Source organism: Erythrobacter sp. JB1-15, assembly GCF_057365035.1.
Window position 1 is genome coordinate 2,555,479 of sequence record NZ_CP200295.1, and the last position, 12,425, is coordinate 2,567,903.

The window sequence follows — 12,425 nt, forward strand, 5'->3', positions numbered from 1 at the left end:
CGGGCGTCTAGTCCTCGACAATCGCCACAGCTCTGATCCATCCCGCACTCGCGCGTTCGATCTTCACGGGAAAGCAGCTGAACATGAAGCCGTGCGGCGGTAGTGCGGCGAGGTTCGTTAGCTTTTCAATCTGATAATATGGCCGAATGCGGCCTGCCTTGTGACCTTCCCAGATGATCGCGGGGTCGCGGGTTTCAGCCCACCGCTTTGCCGTGTGGCTGAAGGGCGCATCCCAGCTCCACGCATCGGTGCCGACAACCTCGACGCCTTGGCTTGTGAGCCAGAGGGTCGCCTCGGCTCCCAATCCCACGCCTTGATCGGTGAAATTATCCGTGCCGTAAACCGCGCCCGATTGGATCAGCACAATATCGAGCGGCTCTAGGGTGTATTCGATCTTCGCGAGCGCCTCTTCTACCTGTGCCGCGCTGACGACAGCCCCGTGCGCTAGATGCGAGAAATCGAGCTTTACGCCGGGGCGAAAGAACCGGTCGAGCGGTGCTTCATCGATGCTGGGGGCAGGCGCCGCGCCGCTATCTGTGGTTGAATGATAATGCCACGGCGCGTCCATATGCGTGCCGTTGTGAGTGGACAATTCGAGCGTTTCGACAGCCCAGCCTTCGCCATCGGGCAGGTCTTCTTTGGTAAGACCGGGAAAGAACATGGCGATCTGTTCCCAGGTATTCTGATGGGTCATGTAAGTGATTTTGGGACGCATCACTTCGGGATCGGAGATCACATCATTGGTGATCGGGATCGACAAATCGATGAAGCGGGTCAAGCGAGTTGCTCGTCAAGAAACGCGGCGACATCATCCAGCGCCACATCGCGGGCTAGATAGGCCTCGCCAATGCCGCGCAGCAGCAGGAAGGGGAGGGTGCCGCCTTCCATTTTCTTGTCGTGCCGCATGTGATCGGCGAGCTTCGCGCCATTGCAGTGCATGCCAAGCTGGGCGATCTCATGGCGCATCCCCGCATCGGAAACCGCGCGCGCAATCCTCTGCGCATCCGCATCACTCAAGTCGCCGCGCCGCGCCGAATAGCGTGCGGCGAGCACCATGCCGAGTGCGACCGCCTCGCCATGCAGCAGGTCTTGCGAAAACCCAGTTTCGGCTTCCAAAGCGTGCCCGAAAGTGTGCCCCAGATTAAGCAGCGCTCGCACGCCTGATGTCTCGCGTTCGTCTTCGGCGACGATGCGGGCTTTGGCGGCGATGCTGGTCGCAATGGCATGGCCCAATTCTCTCGGTTCGCGCGCGAGAACCTTGGGGCCATTGGCCTCAAGCCAACCGAAAAATTCCGCATCGCCCAGCACGCCATATTTGAGCACTTCAGCATAACCCGCCTGCATTTCGCGCTTTGGCAAAGTGTCCAGCACAAGCGGGTCGATCAGCACCGCGGCAGGCTGGTGAAACGCACCGATCAGGTTTTTGCCCGCGCCCGTGTTGATTGCGGTCTTTCCGCCCACGGATGAATCCACCTGTGCAAGCAGTGTCGTCGGGATCTGCACAAACTCGCAGCCGCGCTTGGTGACCGCGCAGGCAAAACCGGTAAGATCGCCCACCACTCCGCCGCCCAGCGCGAAGACATGGTCAGACCGCGTGACCCCTTGGGCGAGCAGCCAGTCGGTGAGCTTTTCCAAAACGCCCCACGATTTCGCACTTTCGCCCGGTTGAGCGATGAACCAGGCAGGTTCATACCCTGCGGCGGCTAGGCTTTTCTCTATCGCCTCACCAAACAGATTATGCGTGTTGCTATCTGCAACAAAAGGCACCTTGCGCGCGCCATAAGAGGCAAGGAAAGGCTGAGCATGAGTTGCAAGATCGCTCAGCACGCACCCTTCTTCAATTGTCACATCGTAACTGCGCCCCGCGAGAGCGACTTTAATCACATCCATTCGCCCACTGCCTCGATAATTGCGCGCGCTGTGTCGGCATGCAGGCCATTGCGGCTTTGCACGCGCACTTGCGCTTGCCGGTAGAACGGTTCGCGGCGAGTGAACAGGTCAGTCAAGATTTCGCGCGGGTCACCATTTTTGAGCAATGGCCGCGTGTCGCGCCGGCTCGTGCGTTCAACCAAAATGTCGATATCGCAGTCGATCCAGACTGCAATGGCGTTGTCCAATATCTGCGAGCGGGTTTCGTCATCCACAAATGCGCCGCCGCCTGTTGCAATGACGCCCTGGCCCTCTTCTATCAGGCGGCCAATCACGCGGCGTTCTCCATCGCGGAAGTAAACCTCGCCGAACTCCTCGAAGATTTCAGCAATGGTGCGCTGGGCGGCTTTTTCGATTTCTTCGTCAGCATCGATAAAATTGCGTTCCAGCATAGCGGCCAATCGCCGCCCAACTGTGGATTTGCCAACTCCCATCAATCCGACAAGGACAATGGGGCGATCAATCCGCGCCGCGATTTGCGCAATTGCGCTGTCGTTCAAAGTCGCCTGCTGGGTCATTGCCCGAAGGCCTATAGATGGGTTAAAGCGCGCGCAATATGGCAAACGCTGAACCCACTGATAGAAATTTTTCTGATGGTCCGCCGGATCGCTCTTTCGCCGCCGGATTGCGCCGCCGCGCGCCTGTTTATGCGATTTTGGCTGTGATCGGCATAGCTGCGCTCGCATATATTGATGGGGGCGAGGAGCCATTGCATCCGATTGTGCAGGATATTGCTGTTCCGCAGAAAACAGGGGCTGCATCATGAGCGCTGGAACAAGGAAAAGAAGCGTGTGGCTTGGCTCTGTCGCCGCTTTGGGCATCGCGGGGGCGGCCATGGGCGCGCTCGCGGCAGGGCTGGCGAGCGCGCAGGATGCTCCGGAATCGCTGTTGCCGCCGGGCTTTGACGATCCCGCTCCTGCGCCAAGTCCGGCGCCGCGGCCTTCCGCATCTTCGCCATCGCCTGCTCCCGCATCGAGCAGTGGCGGCAGCGTGGCTTCGCCTTCAGGCGGTGCCGGTGGCAGCGCTACCCAAAGCGGAGCTGCGCCATCTGTCCCGTCCATATCGCGCGGACAACTGGACCGGGTTCCATCGCTAAGAGAGCTTGAAAACCTTTCCACCGATGAACTCGACGATTTGCTCGGTTTGACGCCCAAATTCGATATACCGCCCGCCGCGCGGCGCACTTTGTCGCAAGTGGGACTGTTGTCAGAACAGGAAGGTGGACTGCCAACCGCGTCATTGGCCAAACAGCCCGAAAACCTCGTGCGCGCCGTATTGCAAGGGATCGATGGTCCGTTCGTTTCGCGCTGGGGGCATATCCTGGTGCGCCGCACGCTCGCCAGCCGGTTGACTGCGCCCGAAGGCATGGAGCCCGTTGAGTTTGCGACTTTGCGTGTGCGCATCATGAATGAAATGGGGAATTCGCTGCTGCACGCGCTTTGGTCCAAGATATTGACACTGGCAATTGGGACAAGGCGCTGACCGATGAGGCGGTGCGCGCTTATATTGCCGCATCCGATCTGTCGGGCGCATGTCCGGGTGTGCGCGGGCAGAGCGCTGACCGCGAGGATGATCCTCAATGGCTGATGCTAGAGGCGATCTGCCAGGCCTATGGCGGGGAGACCGCACGCTCGAACGCCAATCTCGATAACGCTCTGGCCGAGGAAGTTGCGCCTGAAATCGACCTCATTCTGGCGCTGCGATATGCAGGGGCGGCAGGGCGCGGCAGGCGGGCTGCGGAAATTGACTGGGAGCCGGTCGAAACGCTGACCCCTTGGCGGTTTTCGCTTGCCAATGCGGTGGGTGAAGATGTGCCGGATGATTTGCTCGAAGAGGCGCTTGAAAGCGCATCGGGCCGCTATTTTGCCGATGCGGCAGCGGCTAGCGCCATGCTGCCTATGGCCAAGCGCGCGCAGCTTGCCGATAGTGCAGCGCAGCGCGGAATTCTATCATCGCGCGCAATGGTTGATCTATACAGCGCGATTTATGCGCAGCCCGGCATACAGGGTGATCCGGCGCAAAAAGCGGATCTGCTGCGTCAAGCCTATATTGGCGGCAATCCATCGGCCCGGATCGGTGCGATGCGCACTTTGTGGGGGGAAACGGGCTCGGGCGATTATGCTGGCAAAGTGCTCACCGCTTATGCGGCTGCGCGGATTGTCCCATCCAAGCAGGTGACCGATCAGGCACCGGGTCTGATCGCCTCCATGCTGTCAGCCGGGCTTGACCGGGATGCGGCCGTTTGGCGCGATTTTGTTGCCGATGGCAGCGAGGGTTGGGCGCAATTGGCGCTTGCCCGGTCGGGCGCTGGTCAGGCGAGCGCGGATGCGATTGATGCCTATATGTCCAACGATTACAGCGAGGATGCGCGCCGATCGAAATTTCTGATTGCGGGTCTTGCAGGGCTTGGGCGGATTGCGCCTGCGGATCTGGAGGAATTCTCCGGCGATCTTGAGATTGATCTCAACCGCAACACGCGCTGGACGCAGCTGATTTCGAAAGCGGCGGATGTTGATAACCCCGCTCTCGTTTCGCTGCTTGCGGGGCTTGGGATGCAGGGCGAGAATTGGGGGCAGATGACGCCGCTTCATCTGTTTCATGTGGTGCGCGCATTGGATCGCAGCGGGCTGAAGGCAGAAGCGCGCATGATCGCTGCCGAAGCGGTGGCGCGTGGGTAGCATTCACCCGCAGTCTCACGCTCGCTAACGCGCCGCCTTATGTCGCCTGCCGTATCCGCTTTCCTTGATATGCTCGCCGCGGAACGCGGTGCGGCGGCGAACACTTTGGTTGCGTATTCGCGCGATCTGGCGGGAGCGGAGGAGGCGATCGGTGATCTCGCCGAAGCGCCGCGCGCGCAGGTCGGAAAGCTTGCCGGCCATTGGAGCGATCTTGCCCCGTCCAGCGTGGCGCGCAAAGCGTCGGCTTTACGGCAGTTCTTTGGTTTTGCTGTGGATGAAGGCTGGCGTAGCGATGATCCCTCGGGCGCATTGCCAGAGCCCAAAACCCGCCGCCCGCTGCCCAAAGTGCTTTCGCACGGTGAGGTTGGCGCGCTGTTTGAACGCGCGCAAGTGGAAGCGGAAAGCGGCAAAGCTGCTGATATTCGCCAGCTTGCCCTAATAGAAATGCTCTATGGATCGGGGCTGAGAGCGAGCGAGCTGGTTTCGCTCCCTTTATCGGCGGTCCCGCGCGATGCGCCTTTGTTGACGGTAATGGGCAAAGGCGGGCAGGCGCGCATGGTCCCGGTGAGCGAGCGTGCTGGCGAGGCATTGGCGCGGTGGTGCGATGTGCGTAAGGCTGAGCACAAATCGGCGTTTCTGTTTCCCTCTCGCGGGAAAACGGGGCATCTCACCCGTGTGCGATTGTTTCAGCTTTTGAAAGGTTTGGCGGCGCGTGCAGGCATCGATCCGGCAGGGATCAGTCCGCATGTTCTGCGCCATGCTTTTGCCACGCATCTGCTCGAAGGGGGGCTGATTTGCGCGTCCTTCAAACTCTGCTGGGCCATGCCGATATCGCCACGACGCAGATTTACACCCATGTCGATGCAGCGCGTCTGGTGGCTTTGGTGAATGAACGTCACCCGCTGGCGATGCACAAAAGCTGACGCAAGGTCGGGATAAACGCGCGATCCTCTTGCAGCGCGGCTCGCATCGCTTTAGCGACATCGCCATGATTACTTATCTCGATTTCGAGAAACCGGTCGCCAGCCTCGAAGAACGCATCGATGAATTGCGCGGCGTGGATGCGCATCACGGTGTTGACGTAGCCTCGGAGATCGAACGGCTCGAAAACAAAAGCGCTGAATTGCTGGCGAGCACCTATGCCTCGCTTACGCCCTGGCAGAAAACGCAGGTCGCGCGGCACCCCCAGCGCCCGCATTTTCGTGATTATGTGGCGAATGCCTTTACCGATTTCATGCCGCTGGGCGGGGATCGGCTGTACGGCGATGACATCGCGATAATGGGCGGATTTGCGCGGCTGAATGGCCGCCGGGTGATGCTGATCGGCCATGAAAAAGGCAACGATACGCAAAGCCGGATCGCGCACAATTTCGGCATGGGCAAACCCGAAGGATACCGCAAAGCGATCCGTTTGATGGAACTTGCCGGGCGGTTTGGCCTGCCGGTTGTGACTTTGGTGGACACATCGGGTGCTTTTCCGGGCGTTGAAGCAGAGGAACGCGGCCAGGCAGAAGCGATCGCGCGTTCGACCGAGGCGTGTCTGGCTCTGCCGGTTCCCATGGTCGCGGTGATCGTGGGCGAAGGCGGATCGGGCGGCGCGGTTGCGCTGGCCAGCGCAGAGCGCGTCCTGATGCTTGAACATGCCGTTTATTCTGTGATTTCGCCTGAAGGATGCGCTTCGATTCTATGGCGCACCGCCGAAAAAGCGGCCGATGCGGCGCAGGCCATGAAAGTGACCGCGCAGCACCTTAAGCGGCTCAAAGTCATTGATCGCATTGTCAAAGAACCCGCCGGCGGCGCGCACCGCGATCCGGCAGGCGTGTCGGGCAACCTTGCCAAAGCTTTGAGCGAGGAGCTGGATGCGCTGTCTGATATGCCAAGCGAAGACCTGATTAGAATGCGGGAGGAACGATTCCTGCAATTAGGGGGTTAGTGACCTCAAAAGAGGGCGGGGTGCCTCTCGTTTAAGGTTAATTTTGATTGCCGGTCTTGTTCCCAAGCGCCCACTGCCGATACCCTTGGGGCAGTTGATAAATACAGGCCGGCGGGAGAGATGCGATGAAAACCAAAAAGAACTTCACCAAAATGGCGGCCCGGTTTTCCGGTGCCGGCTTGGGCGCGTTGGCGCTGGCGGGTTGTATGGGGGCGGCGCTATCCCGTCTGCTTCCACTCCGATTACCCAAACCGAAGCCAAGCAAGGCGCGGAATATCACCCGCAATTGCTGAATGAATTTGGCGGCGCGATGACCGGCACGCAAGCGGCCTATGTCGAGCAGGTGGGCAAGAATATCGCGGTGCAATCGGGGCTGGGCAATGCGCGCGAAAGCTTCACGGTCAGCCTGCTCAATTCATCGGTAAACAACGCTTTTGCGGTGCCAGGCGGGTATATTTACACCACGCGCCAGCTGGTCGGCTTGATGAACAACGAAGCGGAATTGGCGGCGGTTTTAGGACATGAAGTTGGCCATGTCGCAGCGCGCCATTCGCAGCGCCGGCAACAAAACGCTCAGCGCAATTCGATCCTTGGCGTGCTCGGCGCGATTGGGTCTTCGATCCTGCTGGGCAATAGCGGTATTGGCGATACAGTTTCGCGCGGTTTCTTGCAGGGTTCGCAGCTTTTGACTCTGCGTTTTTCGCGCAGTCAGGAATTGGAAGCCGATGATCTGGGCATCCAATATCTTACCAAAGCAGGCTATAATCCGCGCGCCATGGGCACAGTGCTCGCCAGCCTTGCTGCGCAAAATTCGCTAGATGCGCAATTGCAGGGCCGCGGCAATGCAAGTGTTCCTGCATGGGCATCCACTCACCCCGATCCCGCCAGCCGGGTGCGGGGGCCCTGGCGAAAGCCGAAGGTTTGCAGGGAAGCGTTACCAATCGCGACACATTCCTCAGCCGGATTGACGGGCTGTTGTACGGCGATGATCCGGAACAGGGCGTGATTGAAGGATCGCAATTTATCCATCCTCAGCTCCGCCTGAGTTTCACTGCGCCGCAAGGGTTTTACATGGTCAATGGCAGTCGCGCTGTCAGCATTAACGGCCAAAGCGGCAAGGCGCAGCTTACACTTGCCGCCTATGCAGGCGATCTGGAGAGCTATGTTCGCCAGCAATTCACGACCATGGGCGGGAAAGAAAACAACCTTGCTCCCTCCAGCATTCAGCGCACGCGGGTTAACGGATTGAATGCGGCATACGGCACTGCGCGAGTTAACAACGGCCAAAGCCAGGTTGATCTGGTGATCTTTGCGTATGAATTTTCGCCTGATCGCGCCTATCATTTTGCCGCAATCGCGCCTGCGGGCAAGGCTGCGACGTTTAATCCGATGTTCCAATCGATGAAACGAATCACACAAGCGGAGGCAGACCGCGTGGTCGAGCGGGAAATTGATGTGGTAACCGTCCAGCGCGGTGACACTGTCAGCTCGCTCGCCCGGCGTATGGCTTACACCACCGGGCAGGAAGCGCGGTTCCGTGTGCTTAATGGACTTGGCGCCAATGATCGTTTGACCGCAGGCCGCAAAGTTAAATTGGTGGTGAGAGCGCGCTAATCGCGCCTGCGTTGTGAACCAGCACAACAAAAAAGCGGCGGAGGTTTCCCTCCGCCGCTCTTTTTTGGTCAACTTAGCTCGTTAGAGCTAAAGGCTTATGCGCCTTCCATTTCGTCCGAAACGGTGTTGAAGGTGTTGCCGAGGTTATCACCCAGGCTGCCCATTGCAGTGATGGCAGCGACAGCGATAAGAGCAGCGATCAGGCCGTACTCGATAGCAGTTGCACCCTGTTCGTCGCGAAGCATTTTCATAAACATAACTGTATTCTCCTGGTTTTTTGGTCTTCTGTACCCGTGTCTGATTCTGAAACGTTCTCATCAGACATTCATCGTTCTAATCATGAGCTCTTGAAGAATTGCTAATCCGCATTGTTTCGAAAGAGTTAATTCTACGAGGCTTGCTCATAAGCATTAGAAACCTCATTCCACATACCGTCATTGGAATCGGCAACGGACGTAAAGGCCCCGATCATGGCAATCACGATCAGGCTTACGATCAGACCGTATTCCACGGCTGTGGCACCCGAATTGTCGGTTCCAAGGTCATTCAGGAATTTCGTCAATTTCATGGAGTCACCCGTTTGTACGTTTCTGACAATTCGTGAAATCGCGGTTGCGGGTTAAGAAAAGGTTGATCTGATGGCTGATGATGGAAAAAAACCGACAGGTCGCTTCCTTGGATGCCGGTTGTTGCGGGCGCTTTAACGCGGGGGGACGGGTTATGGCTTATGCAGCGCAGGCCCATGGCCAAACACCATGGCGGTCTATGGGAATTCCCTGGTGGCAAGGTTGAAGCTTCTGAAATTCCTGCAGAAGCTCTTGTTCGTGAGTTGAAAGAGGAGTTGGGGATTGATGTTTCGCCGCAGTCTTGCTCGCCAGCGGCCTTTGCTCAGAGCGCGCCTCTGCCTGCAGAGCCTGCCATTGTAATACTCCTTTACAAATTGAGTGATTGGGATGGGCAGCCGAAATCCCTGGAGGGCGGCGGGGTCGGTTGGTTCACGCCGGAAGAAATTGATTCTCTGCCAAAGCCGCCTCTGGATGAAGCATTGGCAGCCCAGCTGTTTGAAAAAGCTTTGCACGGGTGACGCATTAAGGATTGCCAAGCTTGGAATGCCCGCTTATGTGCCGCTGCTCACGCGCACCCGTAGCTCAGCTGGATAGAGTACCTGACTACAGAATCAGGGGGCCGGAGGTTCGAATCCTTCCGGGTGCGCCATAGAAAGGGACTGCCTGCGAGGGCGGTCCCTTTTTTGTTTCACCGCCATCGCGAAGGTTAAATCTTACCCTCAGGGGTGAATAAGGCCGCGATCCTTCCTATATACGAGTTGAAGAAAACGCATGTGGTTCGCTTTTTTCAACTGAGGGTGCAGATTGCAAATTTCGCACGGAACTCACTGAAGCCACGTCAGTTTTTTCATATGGGATCATAACAAGGGAGTGACGGGCCGGGCACCGGGTCCATTTGCTTGCCAGAAATAGGCCGGAGACGGCTACAGAAAGGTAATGCCGTGAACTATATGAACCACGATTGCGATGAATTTGACCCGGATAATCCATTGAACAAACCCGATGTCCCCGATGATGTGCAGGACGCCATCCGCACTTTGCTCAAATGGGCAGGCGATGATCCGTCGCGGGAAGGCTTGCTGGATACCCCCAAACGCGTTGGCCGTGCATGGCTGGAATACTGCCGCGGCAATCAGGAAGATCCGTCCATTCACCTCTCTCGCATTTTTGAAGAGGTTGGCGGCTATCAGGAAATCGTCCTGTTGAAAGGGATCCCGTTTCAATCCCATTGCGAACACCACATGGCACCGATCACGGGCAAAGCGCATATTGCGTACCTGCCCGACAAGAAGATCGTCGGCATTTCGAAGCTCGCGCGGGTGCTGCACGGCTATGCCAATCGTCTCCAGGTGCAAGAACGCCTGACTGCCGAAGTGGCAGAGTGCATCTGGGACAATCTTGAACCGCTTGGCGTTGCCGTGGTGATCGAAGCGGAACATGGCTGCATGACCGGGCGCGGCGTTAAAGTGCACGAGGTTGAAATGCTGACCAGCCGGATGATGGGCTGTTTCCTCGACGATCATCGCAGCCGCAAGGAAGTTATGAGCCTGATGGGATTTTGAACCATCCCTTGCAGACAATAAAAAGGGCGCCGCGATTGGGCGCCCTTTTTTTGATTGCATTGCCGGTTCTACAATTGGCCGAGCATATGTTCCGCGCTGGACACTTTGAAATCGCCGGGTGCCTCGACGTTCAGTTGTTCCACAACACCATCATTGACCACCATGGAGAACCGCTGGCCGCGCTTGCCCATGCCAAAACCTGATCCATCCATGGTCAGGCCTACGCTATCGGCGAAATCGCCATTGCCATCGGCCAACATGGTGATGTCATCCGATCCAGCAGAGGCGTTCCACGCGCCCATGACGAACGCATCGTTCACTGCGGTGCCAACGATTTCGTCGACGCCTTTGGCTTTGAGGTCGGCTGCTTTTTCGACAAATCCGGGCAAGTGTTTTGCCGAGCATGTCGGGGTGAATGCGCCGGGCACAGAGAACAATGCGACTTTCTTGCCTGCGAAATATTCAGACGCCTGAACCGGCTGCGGCCCTTCGGCTGTGGCTTTCACCATTTGGACATCGGGCAGTTTATCGCCAACAGAAATTGTCATTGGGAGCTCCTTTAGTTGATTAAACACCTACTGGAGCGGCTATAGGGGATCAGCGGCGTGCGGCAACAATTACAGATATAAAGATAAGTTTATATTTGCCTCTCGCACGGCACACGGCTAGGGCGCAGGCAATCGACTTACGGAGACTGATTATGGCCACTGCTGCCGCTACCCAGGAATACATCATCAAAGACATCGCGCTTGCCCAATATGGCCGCGATGAAATTGCGATTGCCGAAACCGAAATGCCCGGCCTGATGGCCTTGCGCGAAGAATATGGCGCAGCCCAGCCGCTGAAAGGCGCGCGGATCACGGGCTCGCTGCACATGACGATCCAGACCGCCGTTTTGATCGAGACGCTGGTGGCTCTGGGCGCGGATGTGCGCTGGGCGACGTGCAATATCTTTTCCACGCAGGATCATGCCGCTGCTGCGATTGCCGACCAGGGCATTCCGGTGTTCGCGATCAAAGGTGAGACTTTGGCAGATTACTGGGATTATGTTGGCCGCATCTTTGATTGGTCAACCGATGCAGACGCTGATCAAACCGCCAATATCATTCTGGATGATGGCGGCGATGCGACCATGTTTGCGCTTTGGGGCGCGCGGATCGAAGCGGGCGAAGAAATGCCTGCACCTGCCAACGCAGAAGAGATCGAATTCCAGCGCGCCTTGAAAGCCTATGTGAAAGCCAAGCCGGGCTATCTGACCAAATCGGTGCAGAACATCAAAGGCGTTTCCGAAGAGACAACCACAGGCGTCATGCGCCTTTACCAGATCGCCAAACAGGGCAAACTGCCATTCCCCGCGATCAATGTGAATGACAGCGTGACCAAGTCGAAATTTGACAACTTGTACGGCTGTAAAGAATCGCTCGTTGATGCGATCCGCCGCGCAACTGACGTGATGCTGGCGGGTAAAGTCGCTTGCGTTGCCGGTTACGGCGATGTGGGCAAAGGCTCTGCCGCGTCGCTTCGTGATGGCGGCGCGCGCGTAATGGTGACCGAGATTGACCCCATCTGCGCGCTTCAGGCTGCGATGGATGGCTACGAAGTCGTCACCATGGATGAGGCGGTCACACGCGCTGACATCTTTGTAACAGCCACCGGCAATGAAGGTGTCATCACCGGTGAGCACATGAAGAACATGAAGAACATGGCCATCGTTTCGAACATCGGCCACTTCGACAGCGAGATCCAGATCAGCGCGCTCGACAATTACGACTGGAAGGAAATCAAGGACGGCACCGATATGGTGACGTTCCCCGATGGCAAAAGCATTCTGGTGCTCGCCAAGGGCCGCCTTGTGAACCTTGGCTGCGCCACCGGCCATCCCAGCTTCGTGATGAGCGCGAGCTTCACCAATCAGGTGCTTGCCCAGATCGAGCTTTACACAAAGGCCGATGAATACAAGAACGAGGTCTATGTCTTGCCCAAGCATCTGGACGAGAAAGTGGCTGCTTTGCACCTTGAAAAACTGGGCGTGCAGCTAAGCCAGCTAAGCCAGAGCCAAGCCGACTATATCGGTGTGCCGCAGGCTGGACCGTTCAAGCCGGATCATTACCGGTATTGATCGCAAACGGTTGATCATGAAAAC

At 57.7% G+C, this 12,425-nt stretch carries 15 protein-coding genes, 1 tRNA gene and 1 pseudogene; 11 read left to right on the forward strand and 6 right to left on the reverse strand.

All coding sequences use genetic code 11. From position 1 onward, the window contains the following. Window positions 1-7 precede the first annotated feature (7 nt). From AC0V6L_RS12340 to AC0V6L_RS12350, 3 genes are read right to left on the reverse strand one after another with little or no spacing between them, the layout of a single operon-like run. On the reverse strand, window positions 8-778 hold the full coding sequence (locus AC0V6L_RS12340) for a cyclase family protein (protein ID WP_486154508.1): 771 nt from the start codon (window positions 776-778) through the stop codon (window positions 8-10). Next, window positions 775-1,890, reverse strand: a complete 1,116-nt coding sequence (gene aroB, locus AC0V6L_RS12345; RefSeq protein WP_486154509.1) for a 3-dehydroquinate synthase — start codon at window positions 1,888-1,890, stop codon at window positions 775-777. Before aroB ends, AC0V6L_RS12340 begins: the two co-directional genes overlap by 4 nt. Further along, window positions 1,881-2,447 carry a shikimate kinase gene (locus tag AC0V6L_RS12350; protein WP_486154510.1) on the reverse strand — a complete coding sequence of 189 codons (567 nt, stop codon included), beginning with the start codon at window positions 2,445-2,447 and terminating at the stop codon, window positions 1,881-1,883. Before AC0V6L_RS12350 ends, aroB begins: the two co-directional genes overlap by 10 nt. Before the next feature lie 38 nt (window positions 2,448-2,485). Here AC0V6L_RS12350 and AC0V6L_RS12355 point away from each other — a divergent pair, with 38 nt between their 5' ends. The 7 genes and pseudogenes from AC0V6L_RS12355 (at window position 2,486) to AC0V6L_RS12385 (ending at window position 8,154) form a co-directional block, all read left to right on the forward strand. Then, window positions 2,486-2,695 carry a hypothetical protein gene (locus tag AC0V6L_RS12355; protein ID WP_486154511.1) on the forward strand — a complete coding sequence of 70 codons (210 nt, stop codon included), beginning with the start codon at window positions 2,486-2,488 and terminating at the stop codon, window positions 2,693-2,695. Between the two features lie 23 nt (window positions 2,696-2,718). Next, complete coding sequence (locus AC0V6L_RS12360) at window positions 2,719-3,411, forward strand: hypothetical protein (RefSeq protein WP_486154512.1); 693 nt, start codon at window positions 2,719-2,721, stop codon at window positions 3,409-3,411. After that, on the forward strand, window positions 3,369-4,607 hold the full coding sequence (locus AC0V6L_RS12365; protein WP_486154514.1) for a hypothetical protein: 1,239 nt from the start codon (window positions 3,369-3,371) through the stop codon (window positions 4,605-4,607). Before AC0V6L_RS12360 ends, AC0V6L_RS12365 begins: the two co-directional genes overlap by 43 nt. A gap of 105 nt (window positions 4,608-4,712) precedes the next feature. After that, window positions 4,713-5,530, forward strand: a pseudogene (locus AC0V6L_RS12370) (tyrosine-type recombinase/integrase). A gap of 65 nt (window positions 5,531-5,595) precedes the next feature. After that, window positions 5,596-6,540: an acetyl-CoA carboxylase carboxyltransferase subunit alpha gene (locus AC0V6L_RS12375; protein ID WP_486154515.1), complete on the forward strand. Its 945-nt coding sequence runs from the start codon at window positions 5,596-5,598 to the stop codon at window positions 6,538-6,540. Window positions 6,541-6,742: 202 nt separating this feature from the next. Continuing rightward, entirely contained in the window at window positions 6,743-7,546 is an 804-nt protein-coding gene (locus AC0V6L_RS12380; protein WP_486154516.1) for a M48 family metalloprotease, read from the forward strand. Next, complete coding sequence (locus AC0V6L_RS12385; protein ID WP_486154517.1) at window positions 7,462-8,154, forward strand: LysM peptidoglycan-binding domain-containing protein; 693 nt, start codon at window positions 7,462-7,464, stop codon at window positions 8,152-8,154. Before AC0V6L_RS12380 ends, AC0V6L_RS12385 begins: the two co-directional genes overlap by 85 nt. Window positions 8,155-8,249: 95 nt before the next feature. On the opposite strand, the gene AC0V6L_RS12390 is transcribed toward AC0V6L_RS12385, so the two are convergent. Both AC0V6L_RS12390 and AC0V6L_RS12395 read right to left on the reverse strand, forming a co-directional pair. After that, window positions 8,250-8,411: a Flp family type IVb pilin gene (locus AC0V6L_RS12390; RefSeq protein ID WP_486154518.1), complete on the reverse strand. Its 162-nt coding sequence runs from the start codon at window positions 8,409-8,411 to the stop codon at window positions 8,250-8,252. A gap of 131 nt (window positions 8,412-8,542) precedes the next feature. Next, window positions 8,543-8,722, reverse strand: coding sequence for a Flp family type IVb pilin (locus tag AC0V6L_RS12395; protein ID WP_486151212.1), 180 nt, complete (start codon window positions 8,720-8,722; stop codon window positions 8,543-8,545). Window positions 8,723-8,833: 111 nt separating this feature from the next. Between AC0V6L_RS12395 and AC0V6L_RS12400 the strand changes: the two genes are divergently transcribed. The 3 genes from AC0V6L_RS12400 to folE all read left to right on the forward strand — a co-directional run bounded on the left by AC0V6L_RS12400 (window position 8,834) and on the right by folE (window position 10,282). Further along, window positions 8,834-9,238 carry a (deoxy)nucleoside triphosphate pyrophosphohydrolase gene (locus tag AC0V6L_RS12400; protein ID WP_486154519.1) on the forward strand — a complete coding sequence of 135 codons (405 nt, stop codon included), beginning with the start codon at window positions 8,834-8,836 and terminating at the stop codon, window positions 9,236-9,238. Window positions 9,239-9,291: 53 nt separating this feature from the next. Next, window positions 9,292-9,369: transfer RNA gene (locus AC0V6L_RS12405), tRNA-Cys, on the forward strand. Between the two features lie 301 nt (window positions 9,370-9,670). Continuing rightward, complete coding sequence (gene folE / locus AC0V6L_RS12410; protein ID WP_486155137.1) at window positions 9,671-10,282, forward strand: GTP cyclohydrolase I FolE; 612 nt, start codon at window positions 9,671-9,673, stop codon at window positions 10,280-10,282. Window positions 10,283-10,350: 68 nt separating this feature from the next. Here the strand turns inward: folE and AC0V6L_RS12415 are convergent, their stop codons facing one another. Continuing rightward, window positions 10,351-10,830: a redoxin family protein gene (locus tag AC0V6L_RS12415; RefSeq protein ID WP_486154520.1), complete on the reverse strand. Its 480-nt coding sequence runs from the start codon at window positions 10,828-10,830 to the stop codon at window positions 10,351-10,353. Window positions 10,831-10,982: 152 nt separating this feature from the next. On the opposite strand from AC0V6L_RS12415, the gene ahcY reads away from it, so the two are divergent. Next, entirely contained in the window at window positions 10,983-12,401 is a 1,419-nt protein-coding gene (gene ahcY, locus AC0V6L_RS12420) for an adenosylhomocysteinase (RefSeq protein WP_486154521.1), read from the forward strand. The last annotated feature ends 24 nt before the right edge of the window (window positions 12,402-12,425 follow it).

Coding starts and splice junctions, on each gene's coding strand:
- AC0V6L_RS12375 (WP_486154515.1), top strand. CDS start 5,596: ATGATTACTTATCTCGATTTCGAGAAACCGGTCGCCAGCCTCGAAGAA.
- aroB (WP_486154509.1), bottom strand. CDS start 1,890: ATGGATGTGATTAAAGTCGCTCTCGCGGGGCGCAGTTACGATGTGACA.
- AC0V6L_RS12400 (WP_486154519.1), top strand. CDS start 8,834: ATGCCGGTTGTTGCGGGCGCTTTAACGCGGGGGGACGGGTTATGGCTT.
- AC0V6L_RS12390 (WP_486154518.1), bottom strand. CDS start 8,411: ATGTTTATGAAAATGCTTCGCGACGAACAGGGTGCAACTGCTATCGAG.
- folE (WP_486155137.1), top strand. CDS start 9,671: ATGAACCACGATTGCGATGAATTTGACCCGGATAATCCATTGAACAAA.
- AC0V6L_RS12355 (WP_486154511.1), top strand. CDS start 2,486: ATGGCAAACGCTGAACCCACTGATAGAAATTTTTCTGATGGTCCGCCG.
- ahcY (WP_486154521.1), top strand. CDS start 10,983: ATGGCCACTGCTGCCGCTACCCAGGAATACATCATCAAAGACATCGCG.
- AC0V6L_RS12395 (WP_486151212.1), bottom strand. CDS start 8,722: ATGAAATTGACGAAATTCCTGAATGACCTTGGAACCGACAATTCGGGT.
- AC0V6L_RS12415 (WP_486154520.1), bottom strand. CDS start 10,830: ATGACAATTTCTGTTGGCGATAAACTGCCCGATGTCCAAATGGTGAAA.
- AC0V6L_RS12350 (WP_486154510.1), bottom strand. CDS start 2,447: ATGACCCAGCAGGCGACTTTGAACGACAGCGCAATTGCGCAAATCGCG.